The following is a 16501-nucleotide window of genomic DNA, read 5'->3' as shown; positions in this document are numbered from 1 at the left end:
TTGCTCAATAGATCACGATTGTTTGCTGGAAGAATTTGTTCATATTTCTCCCAACGCCGCTGTTGCCGGTAACGTACAGGTGGGGGGGGGAACGCAAATTGGAATTGGCGCATGTGTGATGCAGAATATTCGTATAGGTAAGTGGGTAATGATTGGGGCAGGATCGGTGATCATTCGCGATGTACCTGATTTTGCGGTAGTGGTTGGTAATCCGGGCAGGATAATAAAGTTGAACCAGCCATAAGTTTGATCAAAAAATAGACAGGAAGTAATAATAAATTAATCTGCTTTGCAGAACTTGTATTTTCTGTAAATGCATTATAATTTGCGAAAATGAAAGAGAAAATCTGGTTGTCGTCCCCGCACATGGGAGAAAAGGAAATGGGATATGTTCAGGAAGCATTTGCTACAAACTGGATCGCGCCGCTTGGCCCCAATGTGAACGGTCTCGAGCAGGACCTGGAGAAATTTTTGGGTAACGATGTGCACGTGGCAGCGTTGAGTTCCGGAACTGCTGCAATACACCTGGCATTGGTTATTCTTGGCGTTAAAGCCGGGGATGAAGTTATATGCCAGTCAATGACATTTTCAGCTTCTGCCAACCCGATAGCTTACCAGGGCGCTTCCCCGGTTTTTATCGATAGCGAGGAAAGCACCTGGAACATGTCGCCGGAGTATCTTGAGGCGGCCATTCAGGACCGTATTAAAAATGGTAAAAAGCCCAAAGCGATCATTGTAGTTCATTTATATGGAATGCCTGCGCGCATGAGTGAGATCATGGCCATTGCTAACCGGTACGGCATCCCTGTTGTGGAAGATGCGGCTGAGGCGTTGGGTTCAACCTATAAAGGCCAGGCTGTTGGCACTTTTGGTACAATCGGCATTCTTTCTTTTAATGGTAATAAGATTATAACCACTTCAGGTGGCGGCGCCCTTATTTCTGCCAATGCAGAATACGTAAAGCAGGCGCGCTTTTTAGCTACGCAGGCCCGTGACCATGCTCCACATTATCAGCATTCACATATTGGATATAATTACCGTATGAGTAATGTATGCGCCGGTATTGGCCGCGGCCAAATGGAAGTGCTGTCATCCCGCGTTGCACAACGCCGCTATAATTATGATTTCTATAAAAAGGCCTTTGCCGATGTGAAAGGCATTCAATTCCCTCCCGATCCCGGGAAAGAGTTTTACAGTAATCACTGGTTATCGACCATTCTGGTAGACAGTGATGAGTATTCCATGATAGATATTCAGGAGGCGCTTCATGCCGATAATATCGACTGCCGTCCATTATGGAAGCCCATGCACCTGCAGCCCATATTCGAAAATGATTTGTATTACGGAAGTGGTGTAAGCGAACGTTTGTTCGAAAAAGGCTTGTGTCTTCCTTCAGGTTCAAACCTGACCGAAAAAGAACTGAACAGGGTGGTAAACCGCATAAGGGAAGTGGTGAATATCAAAAAATCATTTAAAAATGTTGCCAATAATCCAATTTCTTGCGTAACTTTCCTCCTGATTTCAACTCTCTCAATGATCCTATGAATTTCCTACCTGGTAACTGAAGCGGTCCTTTCCGATAATTAACCACGTGTACAGGATTCTTAACTCCTGAGAAATTGTATCCCGATCCTTTGAAATGTATCTCAATTACAAATCCATCTTTTGTCCTCTATTTTAGTCTACTATATATATTATATATCAATATCCTTGTGCAAAGACGTATAAAAATGTTGTTGTTGTTGTGTTAATCCTTTGAACATCCTGCGATTTACAATCCATTTTTCTGTGCATTCATTAACCCTGGATCCATATTTCCTGCGCAATATCCATTTCGCCTGACCATCTATTGTTTTCGCTGATGGTAGTTTCATCTATTTCCTGGAAAATCCGCGTTCGAAACAACAACATTGTAAACATATTGCTAATAGCATGAAGAAGTTTCTGTCATTCTCCAGGCCAGTACCCAGGTGGGTTATATTGATCATCGATCTGGTTGTAACCGGATTCTCCTTTACGTTATCATATTTTATCGTAAAGCAGTTTGAATTCTCAGCCATCCTGCGCGGCCACTTTTTTATATACACCATTTTATACTGCTGCATTTCTTTGCCGGTATTTTACTGCATGCGCATACACACGGGAATGCTTCGCTTCTCGAATGTGTATGACATGATGCGTATTTCGCTCGCTGTGCTCATCACCGGTGTTTTGTATCCCATTGCAGTAGTGTTTCTTGTGAACCGCGAATACCATATTAACACGCTTAACATTTCAGGCGTATTGCTGATCAACTTCTTTATAAGTTGTACACTTCATATGATGTTGCGTTCTATGGTGCGCGGGTTTTATTACTATATAAAACAGAACGCCATTGTCTTAAAAGAGAATGTACTGATCTACGGCAGCGATACCGAAGCTATGCTGGTAAAACAGGCCATTGAGTCGAGCATCACCAATAAGTTCGTAATTGCCGGTTTTGTTGATACCGATATCAATAAGGCCAATGTTTCCATTCAGCAAAAAAGAGTGTACCATATCAGGGAACTGCCTTTGCTGAAAACAAAAAAGAAGATCGATAAGCTCATTCTCATGAACGAGCAGCTCGACAGCAAGGATAAAAAAGTGGTTATTGAAAAATGTTTGCAGTTCGGCATCAAAGTACTTACGGTTCCCCCTTCCGACCAGTGGATCTATGGTAAACTTAGCCTGAAACAGATTCAGGAATTACGGATCGAAGACCTTTTACAACGCGAGCCCATCATTATCAATAACGAAAAAATTTCCAGCGAACTTACCGGTAAAAGGATATTGATCACCGGCGCCGCCGGTTCAATAGGTTCCGAGATCGTACGCCAGGTGTTATCGTTCAAACCGGAAATGGTTGTGCTGTGCGATCAGGCCGAGTCTCCTTTGCATGAGATGCAGCTCGAGATGGAAGAAAAATTCCCTGAGTCTGACATAAAGATCTTTATCGGCAATATTCGCGATAGAAACCGGATGCAGATCCCTTTCCGCGAGTACCGTCCTCACTTTGTATTCCACGCTGCGGCGTACAAGCACGTGCCAATGATGGAAAGACATCCGTCGGAAGCCATTCTTACCAACGTAATGGGAACGAAGATCATCGCCGACCTGAGCGTTTTATACAACGTGCACAAATTTGTAATGATCTCTACCGATAAGGCGGTGAACCCAACCAATGTTATGGGAACCTCCAAACGGATCGCCGAAATGTACGTTCAGTCGCTGAGCAGTGTGGCCGATAACCTGGTTGATCAAACCATTATGGGATTGATAAACGGTGATGGCAAACATGGTGCCGGCGCTACAAGAACCAAATTCATCACTACGCGTTTTGGCAATGTACTTGGTTCAAACGGCAGTGTGATCCCGCGCTTCAGGCAACAGATACAACAGGGCGGGCCGGTTACCGTAACGCATCCTGAGATCACTCGCTATTTCATGACCATACCCGAAGCGGTGCAACTGGTAATGGAAGCGGCCATTATGGGCAAAGGAGCAGAGATCTTTATATTTGATATGGGCAAACCGGTTAAGATCGTTGACCTGGCGCTGAAGATGATCCGCCTCGCCGGTTTAACGCCCGATGAAGATATCAAGATCGTATATAGCGGTTTGCGCCCCGGTGAGAAGTTGTATGAAGAACTGCTGAACGAAAAAGAGAAAACGCTGCCCACGCACCACGAGAAGATCAAAATTGCCAAGATAATACCCTGCTCGCATAAAGTAGTAAGAGATATTGAAGACCTGATAAGCATGAGCCGCCTTGAAGACAACTATGGTATCGTGAAGAAAATGAAAGAGCTGGTTCCCGAATTCAAGAGCAAGAATTCTCAATACGAAAAACTCGATTTGCAACTTAATAAGGCCTTAACAGCAACGGCCGCCGATTGAAACACCAACCTCACAGGCAGCAACCATAGTATATTGATGAAACCCGTTTGACAATGTATTATATTGGTTGTTGCCTGTTTTATTTTTTTATCAGGTAAACTTGTTATTCACGGATTTATTTTCTTTCTTGCACCCACCCAAATCCCAAAGAACTCACCGACCTCATTATCTGAAGAAAACCTGATTGTATACCTTAAGCAGTTGTGCAAACACAACAGCGGTATTGGCATTGTGCCATTCGTGCTGGTGATCTATACCATATAAATTATTTATTCATCAATAATATCCCAGTCCATGGTATATATTATAATACCAGTTGTGATACTGGTAATAACCTTTATTCTTATGTACTTATATGCGGGGCCTTTTTTCAAAGGATTACCGGTATTGGTTTACCATAAGATCAGCAGCACAAAAAAGCCCGATTTTTTAACTGTGGCCACTTCGCGCATGCGCGAGCACCTGCAGTACATTACAAAAAAAGGGTACAATACGATCTTTATCAGCGATATGATCGATTACATAGAGAAGGGCACGCCGCTGCCGCCCAAACCCCTCATGATCACGCTCGATGACGGCTTCCGCGATAATTATACCGATCTGTATCCTTTATTAAAGGAGTTCAACTGTAAGGCGAATATCTTTATCGTGGCCGGGTTTGTTCAAACGCACGATAATCTGGGGCCGCGGGCGGAAGGGGAGTTCATGTTGGTGGAAGAGGCAAAGGAGATCTGTAAAGATCATGTACAGTATGGGCTGCATACCATGTATCATCAGAGCTATCATAAAATGACGCTGGGAGAGATCGATGAGGATATGCGTATATCGAAAAAGCGGCTCGATGACCTCGGCATTCCCTATCAGCCTTGTTTTGCCTATTCTTTTGCGGCTTATATGAAAGACGACCCGGTTAAACAAAAGGCAGTGTTCGGCATTTTGAAAAAGTATGGGGTAAGGTATGCCTTTAAAGTAGGCGACCGGTTAAATAAAATGCCCATGAAAAATATGAACCGTTTACTGCTGAACCGGTTACATATGAACGGTGCTTATTCTATGTTCAAATTCAGGATGGCCCTTACAGGCTTTATCCGTATTGTACAACGCTTCGAACGTATCTTTAAATAGGCTCATTTAATGTCCGTACTCCCTTTCTTTACCACGTATCTCTATTTTAAACCTTATAATCAAAGAAATGGAAGAGTTGATCAAAGCAGACCTTTATCGTTATTTTGGAAGAAGTGATAGAAAAACGTTCTTTAAAGGTCTTCAGGTACCCGGCTTCAGGTATTCCTACATTTTACGAAAATGTGCCCGGTATAAGAAGTTTTCAATAGCGGGAATGTTTTACCGGATGCTGCTGAAGCATTACAAGTTCAAATATGGCTTCCAGATTCCCATTGCCACGAAAATCGGCAGAGGGCTATTCCTGGGCCATTTTGGCCAGATCGTAATTAATGGCAGGGTGGTCATTGGTGAGAACTGTAACCTCGAACATGGGGTCACCATTGGCCAAACCAACCGGGGCAGGCAAAAAGGATGCCCGGTGATCGGAAACAATGTTTGGATCGGCACAGGGTCGGTTCTGGTTGGTAACATCAGGATAGGGGATAATGTACTGATTGCCCCCAACTCCTATATCAATTCCGATATTCCTGCCAACAGTCTGGTGGTCAATAACCGTTCCCTTGAAATAATTCCGAGGGCCAACGCGGTGGAAGGATATGTAAATAACCCGGTTAAATGATAAATAAATAATGGTGTATTTAGTTGTAGCATTATTGGTAGTAGTAATAGTAGTTCTGGTAATTAAAATGGGGTCATTTTTTGGCGGGTTGCCGGTATTGAATTACCATAAAATAAGCAGCGGCAACGATGCGGATTTTCTTACAGTTACCACCAGCCAGTTGCGTGAGCAGTTTGATTACCTGAACAAAAAGGGGTATACCACTGTCTTTATCAGCGATGTAATTGCGCATCTTGAACAAAAAAAGCCGTTGCCCCGCAAATCTGTAATGATCACACTCGACGACGGGTACCGCGATAATTTTACCAGTTTGTACCCGCTCCTGAAAGCATATAACATCAAAGCGAACATTTTTCTGGTTGCCGGTTTTATTCAGTCGCCTGATAACAGGCACATGGATCCTAACCCAATGGGCGAATTCATGCATGTTGATGAAGCGGTTGCCATGAGTAAGGATATGGTACAATACGGTTTACACACCTACAGCCACCAGAGCTATTCAAAACTCAGCCTGGCCGAAATTGAAACGGATATCAGTAAAACGAAGGAGCGGTTAAAGGAATTGGGTATTCCGGTACAACCCTGCCATGCGTACACGTTCGGGGCCTATAACCAAAAGGATGAGAATAAGCGACAGGCAATGTTCGAATTACTGAAACGGCATGATATCAGGCTGGCGTTCAGGGTAAGTAACTGGGTTGATAAACTGCCGCTTCAACATTCTTTGTTTGTGAGCCGGATCCATGTGAGCGGGGTATTTCCGTTCTGGAAATTTAAGGTTTGCGTTTGGGGCTTTATAAAAGTATTCAACCGTTTTGAAAAAATACTGAGGTAGGTCATGGTTTTGTTGAGTTGTAAGTAAATTACCGGAATGTTGCCTGCTGAATTAATTGCGGGTTTTTAATAAATAAATTGTATCGCATACAGTTAATGGATACTAACTGGTATCCCGATTCTTTTTCTTCTTCTATTATTATATGTGTCGCCGGTTTTATTAAGATTATTCTTAATGGAACCGGCATTTTTGTTTTCCGGCCTGTCTGTCACCGCATTATTTTTTTTTGCAGTCGTACTATTTCGTTCTTTCAGGCGTTGCCTCAGGTGGCTGTGCATCAGCTGTTTTCTGCAAATAACTAAGTACTAATGCTTATTATTTTATAGGACTATCTTCATAATGAAATAGTAATTTCCGCCGGTAATTATACGAGTGTCTACTGCTTTTTCAAATCTAAATTTCTTCCTTATACTTTTTCGCATTGCAACACTGTTTATTATGAATACTAACAGGAACGCAGGTTCTATGAAATGATGAATGAGAGAAATAAGCGAAGCGCATCTTACATATTTCAATTCGGAAAAATGTGTTTGACTTTAGTCTATTTTTTTATGAATCTTTTTATCAACATGCTTTCAGGCACCATGTTTGTTAGTTAATTCGTGAAACTACTCTTTAAGAAAAACGTAAAAATATCCCTATGATCAACACTACTCGAAGGAAATTCCTACGGGATGCGTCAATGACTGCAACCGGGTTGGCTATTACGTCTCAATTGGGAGCGAAGAAGCAAGAAGTCCGTGCCAAGACGATAGAGTGTGCGCCAAGACAAACTTTCGCACTGTTAGGTACCATTTCCACTGTGCAGTCAGGTAACTGGTCTGATCCTGCAACATGGGGTGGAAAATTGCCAGGGCCCTCAGATACTCCTCTTATTTCTTCTGGTCATACTGTTACATACGATCTCACTACAGCAAGTTATGCAGGCGTCAGCATCAGCAGCGGAGCCACTTTACAATTTGATACGGGCAGAAATGCCACGCTTCAATCTTCAGGTAATGTGGTGGTTGAAGGAAAATTATCCATGCGTCCCTCATCGGCCAGCATAGTCCATACTTTACAGTTCATCAATATCGACGAAAGCAAATTCGTAGGCGGCGGTATGGATGTAGTTACAGCCGACGTTGGTTTGTGGGCCATGGGCTCGGGTTTGCTCGACCTGATCGGTTCGCCCAAAACTTCGTTTGTACGTGCTGCCGGTCATATTTCTTCAGGTACCAGTACCATTTCACTGAACAGCACCCCTTCGGGCTGGCGGGCCGATGATGATATCACCATTGCGCCAACGGAGGCGCCTGCGGTTGGCAGCGCTTTTACCAATGGTTTCGAAGATCGTAAGATAACCAGCATTTCAGGATCGTCTGTTACGCTGAGTGCCGGAACGCTTCGCGCCCACCCGCAAATAAATAATACGTGGAGTGCCGAAGTGATCAATCTCACCAGAAATGTGCGCATTGAAGGAACCGCTTCGGGAAGAACACACATTTTTATTCGTACGTCAGTACCACAAACAATAAAAAATATTCAGATCCGCTACATCGGGCCACGTAAGAACCGCACCGGTGATTCTACCCCCGAATTTGTTTTGGGCAGATATGGCATTCACTTTCACCATTGTGGCAATGGAAGTGTAGGTTCAGTAGTTGAGGGTTGCGTTATTCGTGATACCGGAAGCCACAGTTATGTTCCCCACGGTTCAAATGGCATAACCATGAAAGGCAATACCGCCTACAATTTCATGGAGATCGCCTTCTGGTGGGATGTGCTCGATTTAACCCATGGCATTACCTGGGATGGCAATATTGTGGCAAAAGGTTCATTTTTGCACAATGCCGCCGATATCGACAACGGCGATGCACCCACATTTACAGTAAGCGCCTTTCTATTGGGCGTTGGCGATGATAATGTATGTAATAATAATGTAGCCATCGGTATGACCGGTGATTTCCGGAATGGTGGCGGTTATTTTTGGCAGGAAGGGTTGATTGAAAGCGTTTGGGAATTTAAGAACAATATGGCGCACAATTGTTGCGGCGGACTGGTAACCTGGCAAAATAACTTAAAACTGCACGTTATTGAAGATTCTGTACTTTATAATAATGAAATGGGCATCTATCATGGCGCCTATTCTAACTCTTACCTGTACCGCGGTGGTTATGTATATAACAGCGAAATAAAGATCAAAGCCTCTTCTGGTAACAGTATGCGGGTGAAATTCGAAAACCTGATCATCGATGCTGCCGGACTGGATTATGCCATTCGCATGGAAGAAGGCCCGCTGGATGGTGAATTGCCTGTAATGATCAGGAACTGTACCATTACCGGTCACAGAAGAGCAGGTATTTCAAATGAATCGCCCAACGCCGTAAAAAAAGCAGACATTCTGCAATGTACTACTTCAGGTATCGCCGGCGGCGCCCTGTCGCTGCTTACCAGCGCAGTGGATTATTTATTAAGCCCGCTTGCCGGTTCAAATGAGGTGATAAGGGTGCAACCAGTTACGGGACAGCCTTACATGCTTACCAAATCGGGCAAAACAAATATTGCTCCATTTGCGCCAACTATCTGGGGCAATGGAAATGGCCTGAAAGCAGAATACTTCAACGATGCCGCTTTATCAAGAGCCGCATTTACAAGAACCGACGTTTGCGTATGTTTCCTCGACTGGAATCAATTAGGAGTACACTATAAAATTACCAGCGGCAGCTATTCTATTCGCTGGTCGGGAAAAGTAATGCCGCATTATTCTGAAGCCGTTACTTTCCAGGTGGAAACCGGCGGCGGTCTTCGCCTGTATGTTGATGGAAAACTGATCATTGACAGCTGGAAAGAACAATACCCGGGTATTTTAAGATCTTCTCCTGTAAACCTTATTGGTGGACAGAAGTACGATATTAAGATGGAGTATTTCAATACGGATAACCGCTCGAATATCGGGTTGATGTGGCAAAGCGCCAGCCTTCCGCTGGAGTATGTTCCTATGGGGCAACTTTTTTCAGATCCTATTGGTACACAGCCGCCAACCAATCAACCGCCTATCGCCAATGCAGGTACTGATATCACCATCACCTTGCCTAACAACTCGGTTACCCTGGATGGCGCCGCTTCAAGAGACGCTGACGGAAAAATTGTAACCTATGCCTGGACAAAAACGGCAGGTCCTTCTCAATATAGCATTGTAAATGCCGGCGCTGCTACGCCAACCGTAACCGGTCTGGCTGCAGGGGTATATGTTTTCCGCTTACAGGTAACTGCCGATAAAGGCGCTACTGGTTTTGATGAAGTAACAGTAACCGTGATAGCTGCCAACCTGGGGCCTGTTGCCAATGCAGGATCCGATATCAGCATCACCCTGCCAACTAATTCAACAACCCTCAATGGAGGCGCCTCGAGCGATCCTGATGGTTCTATAGTTAAATACGCATGGGCTAAAATAAGCGGTCCTTCAACCTTCTCGCTGGCAAATTCTGCCGGTATTACATCAGGACTTAGCAACCTGGTTGCGGGTACTTATGTGTTCAGATTGACGGTAACTGATAATAAAGGCGCCACTGCTACAGACGATGTAAATGTGATCGTGAACAATTCGAATGTGCCATCGAATAAACCACCGGTTGCCAATGCCGGAACCGATATGGCCATTACGTTACCAACGAACAGCGTTACTTTGAATGGGTCGGCTTCAAAAGACAGCGATGGTTATATTTCAAAATATGCCTGGTCGAAGGTGAGCGGCCCGTCGCAGTTCCTGATCTCAAGCCCCGGTTCTGCCATTACCATAATAAATAACCTCGTAGCTGGTACCTATGTGTTCAGGTTAACTGTAACTGATAACAGCGGGGCAACGGCTAATGACGATATTACCATTGTAGTGAACAATGCTGCGTCACCTGGTAACCAGGCGCCGGTAGCCGATCCGGGCAGTGATATTACGGTTCAGCTGCCAACTGCCAGCGTTACACTGGATGGTTCAAAATCATATGATGCCGATGGCCGGATCATTTCTTATAAATGGACAAAAGTAAGCGGTCCTTCTACCTTTACACTGGTTACACCTAATGCGGCAACAACCGAGTTGCGAAACATGGTAGCCGGTACCTATGTATTCAGATTGGCGGTTACCGACGATAAGGGCGCGGTAGATACACACAAGATGACAGTTACGGTGATCGAAATAAAACAACCCGATCTGGGAGTGCTTACTGCGGTTGCCATGCCTAATCCATCAACCACTACGTTCAAGTTGAGGATAACAAGTGCAAATACCGATTCCATCTTCATTCATATCTATGATTCGTCAGGAAAGGTGGTGAGCTCAATTTACAATGTGAGCAATAATGCAACTGTTACCGTAGGCGTTTACTGGCGCGCAGGAACTTATACCGCCGTCGTATGGCAGGGAAATAAGAAAGTGATATTGAAGCTGGTGAAGTTGTAAGCAACGGAGATATTTTTATTAGGATAAGCAGGCTGCTCCTTTTGGGGCAGCTTTTTTATTTAGAACTGTCATGTTAATACAAAAGCCTGGCACCAGGGCAAAAAAAATGGGCAGGCTTGTGGCCCGCCCCGATATGGTTCGGCAGATAAAACCGGAATTATATTACATTTCGGTTTGAATCCTTGAAGAGGCTTTTTCGGCAGTTTTTTTACCATTTTGCCACATTTCACTAAGCTTGTCAGACCATTTTCCTGCAGAGTCTTTTATGTTCTGTCTGATGTCACTTCCTTTTTCGGGAGCCAATAACATACCTACTGCAGCGCCAACCGCAGCGGCGCCTACCAGGCCCAGAATAACTTTAGTTGTTGTAGTCATGATTATAAATTTTAAATAAGTAATAGATTGTGTTGGAATATTATCTTCAAATCCTATTCCGCAATTAATACGTTGAATAATAAGAATGTACCGATTCGGTACTGTGCATAAAAATCCCCATAGAGGGAAAGTGGCTTATTACGTGGTTTTGCGGGTAGAAGTTACCAGTATTACTGCGCCAACAACGGCTACCGCAATACCAGCATAGGTGGGCCAGCCTACCGCTTTCTTTTCTTTCTTATTTATTTCAATAGGGCCAACGTCAACCACTTCTTTTTCCGTGGTGAAGTTTATCCCTCTTATCAGTATCATGGCTATGCCAATGACAATAAGTACAATTCCAAGAGCTTTCATTTTATTTATTTAAGTGTTTACAATTTCACCACCGTTAGGGTGAAAAACCTGTCCGGTGATGTATGATGCTTCGTCAGAAGCCAGAAAAACATAACTGCCTGCTATTTCAACCGGTTCACCTGCACGGCCTAACGGCGTATCGGAACCGAATGTTGAAACGTGCGATGGGGGAAAGGTGGCGGGTATCAGCGGAGTCCATACCGGCCCCGGCGCCACACCGTTCACTCTTATTTTATGTTTCGCAAAATAAGCCGATAATGACCTGGTAAAACTTACAATGGCTCCCTTGGTTGCCGAGTAATCGAGCAGGTGGGCACTGCCACGATAAGCGGTAACGGAGGTGGTGTTGATGATCGATGCGCCTTCCTGTAAATAAGGTTCCGCGGCCTGCACCAGGTAGAACATGGCGAAGATGTTCGTGTCGAAGGTCTTTTTCAACTGCTCAGGTGTAATGGCCGACAGTTCTTCCTGCGGAAACTGAATACCGGCATTGTTTACCAGCACATCGAGTTTACCGAATTGTTTTAGTGTCTTTTCTATGATCTTTTTACAGTGGGCCGGTTTGCTGATGTCACCGGGGATCAGCAGGCATTTCTGTCCAATTGATTCAATTCGTGCAGCTGTTGAACGCGCGTCTTCATCATCTTCATGATAGCTAATTACTACATCGGCGCCTTCTTTGGCAAAGGCGATGGCAACGGCTTTTCCAATACCGCTGTCGCCGCCCGTTATAACAGCTGTTTTATTGCGCAGGCGCAATACATCCCGTTCTTTTTCGAAAACCGGCTGCGGATGCATTTTCTTTTCCTTGCCCTGTTTCTCTTTAACCTTTTGCGCCGGGCGGATCTTTCTTTTCTTTTGTCCTGATTGCATTAATATAATGTTTTTCCGTGTTCATTCTTTTGATTCTTCTTAACTACCGTTGCACCAAGAACGGATGCGAGTGCTCCCAATACCGCGTTTGAGCCAATGGTATTGGAGAAGATGTGAAACAGTACATCACCCCGGCCGCTTTGCGGTGGATTGCTGCCATCGTTAAGGCCCTGGAACATTGAATTGATCACCAGAACCACGGCCGCCATTACAACCGCCAGCAGTATGCCGTAAATGGTGATCTTGATACCCATCATAGATGAAGATCGCAGGCTGGCGGTATCGTGCACCCGGTGATAACCCCTGATCACCCCTGTGAGTACAACGGCAACAAAAAGCATGTTGCCCACATATATTAACCAGTTATTCTCATACTGGTTGTAGACAAGAAAGAGAACGATGCCCACTGTATTCAGAACGGCTGCCCATATTGAATACTTCCGGTAAAAAGCTTTCAGCGTCATAAACCATTTTTAATATCAGCAAAAAATTCATGCCTGTAATATGCAGGACCTATGTAGAGATTAATCTACAGCCCAGAAAATGAAGCAGATAAGCAGATGATAAGCGCAGGTATAAGCTAATAAAGCCGGGCCAGCAGTTTTCGGGAAGGGAGAAGATGAGCACGGCGGTGAATAAAAAAAGGAGGAAATCATTTTGTGATTCCCTCCTCAATGGTTTAAAATTCCCGTAAAATTCTGCTTCGTAGCCCACGGATCTTCCCATGGGGGATAAGGTTGTAAATGGATAAGGTAACGAACCGGCGATCGATAGTGTCGGAAAATGTATCTCCCGACCCAGGGATTGCTGAAGTACCGATTGCGAACAACAGGCAGGCGAACCGGTGCCATGACCGTTCAGATACCGCTGCAGGCATTCAGTATAAAGGACAAGGTTGATGATAAGAACAAGGTTAATGAAAACCAAGAGCGGTAAAGGAGTAAAAGAGTAAAAAGAGGTTATGGAAAGCGCTTAATATCCCTCTTACTCGCTTTTTTGCTCTCGGCTAAGGACAAGGCTGGACAAGGTTAACAGTTACGGCTAAGAACATGTAAAAGCAAATTGCTTTACTTTTTTACGCACTTAGTTTTCAGGACAAGGTTATAATGGCATCGCCAGCAATGAGCGAAAAAAGGTCAAAGAGAAATGTGGTAGCTCTTATCTCTTCTTTATGTTCGTTCCTGGCTTTATTCTGCTCTAAAGCTATTTCTGGTGCATATGAACAGGTTACATGCCGCATATTGGTTGTATACCTGTTCTTCAAACTGAAACCCGGTTTTCAGCAATATTTCGTTATATACTTTATTATCGGCTTCGGGTTCTGCAATGATCTGATTGATCTCGGGGAATAGAAAGAAATATTCCACGCAGGTTTGCAGGGCTTTGAGATGAAGCGGGCGAAATGCTTTTTTATTGGTATTCATCAGCAACCGTATAATGTAATCGCCCGATGAAGTTGGGTAGTTCTCGCAGAGCCCGTCTTTATCTGCAACACAGATATCAACCTGGCAAAGGGCCATACGGTTATTCAGCAATACCATAAAAGAGCGGGCAAAATCAGAGCTGCCGGCATATAAATAACTCGATGCAACTGTACCGGCTGCACGGCTTAGCTTCCATGCCCAGCTATAAATAGCCGGCATATCGCGGGGTATGCAAAATGGGCGTAAGGACAAGGTAAAAGAAGGGTGTTGAAAGTGTTTTGAATAAACGACTTCCTTCTTTTTATTCAGGCCGGAAGAAGTTATCAACCCATCTTTCTGACCTGTTAATACTGGCATAGAGCATAAAATTTCCATAACGAAATATGTAAGCTCCCGGTTTTGTTGGTCCGGGAGCTCTTAGTGCCTAACCAGAGCCTTTGTGTAACTTCAAGAAATTTCGAGGCGCAGCAATCGCAAATTTCTTAGTGATGCTATTTTAAGCAACACCTGATTATAAACACCCAATCGTTCCTGAATGACAATTAAAAAAGTGCGAAACTTGTTAATATACGATCCAATATGTAGAAGCTTGTACATAGAATCACTTAGGATGTGTGCCGCTGCAACTTAGTACATCCGTTATAGATAGGAATCCTTATTGAACTTAAATAGCAGAGCGCTATTTAATTGTAATATATAACGTTTTATAATAATCGACAGTATATATTAACAGAATATATTTGGTTATTGCGCTTCCATTAAAAAATCAGTATTGGTAACGGGCCCTATAATGATCAACGCCGGGTGGGTTATTTGTTGTTCCGCCGCCAGCCGGGGCAGATCTTTTATCATACCCTTAGCCAGTTTGTGATAAGGCAGCGAGGCATAATGAATGATTGCAGCGGGCATTTCGCCATGGCCTTTATCGATATAGGTGTGAGCGATTTCGGTTAGTTTTTTCATTCCCATATAAATAACTACGGTTGCCTTGCTTTGTATAGCCAGTTGCAGATCGGCAGAGAGCGAGCCGTCTTTTTTGGTACCGGTAACCACCCAAATGCTTTCGCTGATATTGCGGAATGTTAATGGAATATCATACAGGCCGCTTGCCTGCATGCTGGTAATGCCGGGAATAAAAGTGGTTTGTATGCCATGTTTGCGGGCGAACAGGATCTCTTCAAAACCTCTTCCGAAAATAAACGGATCGCCTCCCTTCAGGCGCAATACCCTGCCTTTTGAAAATGCTTTCTCTTTTATGAGCTCGTGAATTTGTTCCTGCGGTGTATAATCGCCATAGGGAAGTTTGCCTACATAGATGTTCTCGCAACCGGGTTTGGTATATTCAAGCAGGGTCTTATTCACCAGGTTATCGTACAACACTACCGGCACTTCCTGTAAAAGCCGATAGGCTTTTAACGTTATCAGTTCAGGATCACCGGCGCCGGCGCCGGCCACAATAAGTTCAGGTTGAATGGGAAAGTTGGCCACGAAATAAATTATTTAATGCACTCAACCACAAAAGTATACTTATATATATTATATATGTGTTGGGTTGAACGCTGTACTACATATTTATTAATTCAAACTTCTACATCATTCACCGGCATGTTCATTCAGCTTATTGGTATCGAGAATGCAAATGTGTTTTCCCTGTAAAGCAAGTGAACCTTCCTGTACCATTTCATTCATGATCCTGAACACTGTTTCATAAGTTGTACCGGTATACGATGCCAGGTCCTGGCGGCTGAGGTTTATATCAATAAAGCCGTCTGCGGTAGTTCCAAACTTGGCGTGCATCGAAAGCAGCGCCTGGGCAATTCTGCCCTTAACCGGCATATGGGCCAGATTGCGCATTCTTTTTTCCGATTCTTTCAATTCGCCGGCAAAGAACATCATCAGCTCGTACAGGAACTGGTAGTTCACTTTCAGGGTCGATTGAAAAAAGCCGAGATCGATAAAGCAAACTTCAGAAGGTTCCAGCGCTGTGGCCGAAACCGGGTAATAAATGTCATTACCCAAACCCCGATGGCCCAGTATGGCGCCATCCTTGGCCAGCCGAACGATCAGCTCCTTGTCGTCGGTCCATTTTTTATGCACCTTGAAGGTGCCTTTATATATAAAGTAAATACCGGTAACCTCGCTTCCCTCGCTAAAAAGCATTTCGCCCTTGTTAACATGAAAGCTTTGGCGATGGGTGTCCAGCGCCGGTAGCCAATCCTTCGAGCATAGTTGGCATAAAAAACAACTCTTCAAATCACAACCATGTTTGTTTCGTTTCACGGGAATAGTATATATGTAAAAATAAATTATATATGTTCTTCGGGCAACAAGAGTCTGCAAAATCGCAATAGTTCCGAAATAAAATCACCCCATTCAATTCCACCCTCAAAATTGCGATAAAAAGCTAACGAATTATATATTGGTAAAATAAATATATTACTCATATCTGAATTTCCAGTAAAAATAATAACAAAAAGAATGTATTTTTATTACACAGATCACAAAACGACGGTATATTTTTTAGCGAATTGCCATGTAGA

14 protein-coding genes are annotated in these 16501 nt (G+C 43.9%); 7 read left to right on the top strand and 7 right to left on the bottom strand.

Annotated elements, in window-relative coordinates; genetic code table 11:
* From A4R26_RS23835 to A4R26_RS23800, 7 genes are all read left to right on the top strand, one after another.
* Positions 1-244: LbetaH domain-containing protein (locus tag A4R26_RS23835; RefSeq protein WP_500684387.1), on the top strand; the 244-nt coding region annotated here is incomplete at its 5' end.
* 89 nt (positions 245-333) lie between these two features.
* Entirely contained in the window at positions 334-1545 is a 1212-nt protein-coding gene (locus tag A4R26_RS23830) for a DegT/DnrJ/EryC1/StrS family aminotransferase (RefSeq protein ID WP_081169046.1), read from the top strand.
* A 387-nt stretch (positions 1546-1932) separates the two neighbouring features.
* Positions 1933-3918 (top strand): polysaccharide biosynthesis protein, encoded by a 1986-nt coding sequence (locus tag A4R26_RS23825; protein WP_081169045.1) that lies wholly within the window; start codon positions 1933-1935, stop codon positions 3916-3918.
* A 345-nt stretch (positions 3919-4263) separates the two neighbouring features.
* Entirely contained in the window at positions 4264-5043 is a 780-nt protein-coding gene (locus tag A4R26_RS23815; RefSeq protein ID WP_165760395.1) for a polysaccharide deacetylase family protein, read from the top strand.
* 67 nt (positions 5044-5110) lie between these two features.
* Positions 5111-5662, top strand: coding sequence for a serine acetyltransferase (locus A4R26_RS23810; RefSeq protein ID WP_081169042.1), 552 nt, complete (start codon positions 5111-5113; stop codon positions 5660-5662).
* Between the two features lie 10 nt (positions 5663-5672).
* Positions 5673-6497, top strand: coding sequence for a polysaccharide deacetylase family protein (locus A4R26_RS23805; RefSeq protein WP_081169041.1), 825 nt, complete (start codon positions 5673-5675; stop codon positions 6495-6497).
* 640 nt (positions 6498-7137) lie between these two features.
* Complete coding sequence (locus A4R26_RS23800; RefSeq protein WP_081169040.1) at positions 7138-10935, top strand: PKD domain-containing protein; 3798 nt, start codon at positions 7138-7140, stop codon at positions 10933-10935.
* A 162-nt stretch (positions 10936-11097) separates the two neighbouring features.
* Here the strand turns inward: A4R26_RS23800 and A4R26_RS23795 are convergent, their stop codons facing one another.
* The 7 genes from A4R26_RS23795 to A4R26_RS23765 all read right to left on the bottom strand — a co-directional run bounded on the left by A4R26_RS23795 (position 11098) and on the right by A4R26_RS23765 (position 16241).
* The gene (locus A4R26_RS23795) at positions 11098-11310 is read right to left on the bottom strand and encodes a YtxH domain-containing protein (RefSeq protein WP_081169039.1); all 213 of its coding nucleotides are present in this window, start codon (positions 11308-11310) and stop codon (positions 11098-11100) included.
* 138 nt (positions 11311-11448) lie between these two features.
* On the bottom strand, positions 11449-11664 hold the full coding sequence (locus A4R26_RS23790; protein WP_081169038.1) for a hypothetical protein: 216 nt from the start codon (positions 11662-11664) through the stop codon (positions 11449-11451).
* A 9-nt stretch (positions 11665-11673) separates the two neighbouring features.
* Entirely contained in the window at positions 11674-12537 is an 864-nt protein-coding gene (locus tag A4R26_RS23785; RefSeq protein ID WP_081169037.1) for an SDR family oxidoreductase, read from the bottom strand.
* The gene (locus A4R26_RS23780) at positions 12537-13001 is read right to left on the bottom strand and encodes a hypothetical protein (RefSeq protein ID WP_081169036.1); all 465 of its coding nucleotides are present in this window, start codon (positions 12999-13001) and stop codon (positions 12537-12539) included. The genes A4R26_RS23785 and A4R26_RS23780 overlap by 1 nt, the downstream gene beginning before the upstream one ends.
* Positions 13002-13724: 723 nt before the next feature.
* The gene (locus tag A4R26_RS23775; RefSeq protein WP_165760394.1) at positions 13725-14318 is read right to left on the bottom strand and encodes a GNAT family N-acetyltransferase; all 594 of its coding nucleotides are present in this window, start codon (positions 14316-14318) and stop codon (positions 13725-13727) included.
* A gap of 387 nt (positions 14319-14705) precedes the next feature.
* Entirely contained in the window at positions 14706-15449 is a 744-nt protein-coding gene (gene cobA, locus A4R26_RS23770; RefSeq protein ID WP_081169034.1) for a uroporphyrinogen-III C-methyltransferase, read from the bottom strand.
* A 105-nt stretch (positions 15450-15554) separates the two neighbouring features.
* Positions 15555-16241 (bottom strand): Crp/Fnr family transcriptional regulator, encoded by a 687-nt coding sequence (locus A4R26_RS23765; protein ID WP_081169033.1) that lies wholly within the window; start codon positions 16239-16241, stop codon positions 15555-15557.
* Positions 16242-16501 lie beyond the last annotated feature (260 nt).

Origin of the sequence: Niastella populi (assembly GCF_002078015.1) — a bacterium.
GTDB classification, from domain to species: domain Bacteria; phylum Bacteroidota; class Bacteroidia; order Chitinophagales; family Chitinophagaceae; genus Niastella; species Niastella populi.
The sequence above is the reverse complement of the archived record's forward strand: the minus strand, read 5'-3'. Positions and strand labels throughout refer to the sequence as shown.

What these genes read in the sequence shown, in the direction of transcription:
- A4R26_RS23780 (WP_081169036.1), bottom strand. Translation starts at nt 13,001, where the DNA reads ATGACGCTGAAAGCTTTTTACCGGAAGTATTCAATATGGGCAGCCGTT.
- A4R26_RS23800 (WP_081169040.1), top strand. Translation starts at nt 7,138, where the DNA reads ATGATCAACACTACTCGAAGGAAATTCCTACGGGATGCGTCAATGACT.
- A4R26_RS23815 (WP_165760395.1), top strand. Translation starts at nt 4,264, where the DNA reads ATGTACTTATATGCGGGGCCTTTTTTCAAAGGATTACCGGTATTGGTT.
- A4R26_RS23790 (WP_081169038.1), bottom strand. Translation starts at nt 11,664, where the DNA reads ATGAAAGCTCTTGGAATTGTACTTATTGTCATTGGCATAGCCATGATA.
- A4R26_RS23775 (WP_165760394.1), bottom strand. Translation starts at nt 14,318, where the DNA reads ATGCCAGTATTAACAGGTCAGAAAGATGGGTTGATAACTTCTTCCGGC.
- A4R26_RS23810 (WP_081169042.1), top strand. Translation starts at nt 5,111, where the DNA reads ATGGAAGAGTTGATCAAAGCAGACCTTTATCGTTATTTTGGAAGAAGT.
- A4R26_RS23805 (WP_081169041.1), top strand. Translation starts at nt 5,673, where the DNA reads ATGGTGTATTTAGTTGTAGCATTATTGGTAGTAGTAATAGTAGTTCTG.
- A4R26_RS23785 (WP_081169037.1), bottom strand. Translation starts at nt 12,537, where the DNA reads ATGCAATCAGGACAAAAGAAAAGAAAGATCCGCCCGGCGCAAAAGGTT.
- A4R26_RS23795 (WP_081169039.1), bottom strand. Translation starts at nt 11,310, where the DNA reads ATGACTACAACAACTAAAGTTATTCTGGGCCTGGTAGGCGCCGCTGCG.
- A4R26_RS23825 (WP_081169045.1), top strand. Translation starts at nt 1,933, where the DNA reads ATGAAGAAGTTTCTGTCATTCTCCAGGCCAGTACCCAGGTGGGTTATA.
- A4R26_RS23830 (WP_081169046.1), top strand. Translation starts at nt 334, where the DNA reads ATGAAAGAGAAAATCTGGTTGTCGTCCCCGCACATGGGAGAAAAGGAA.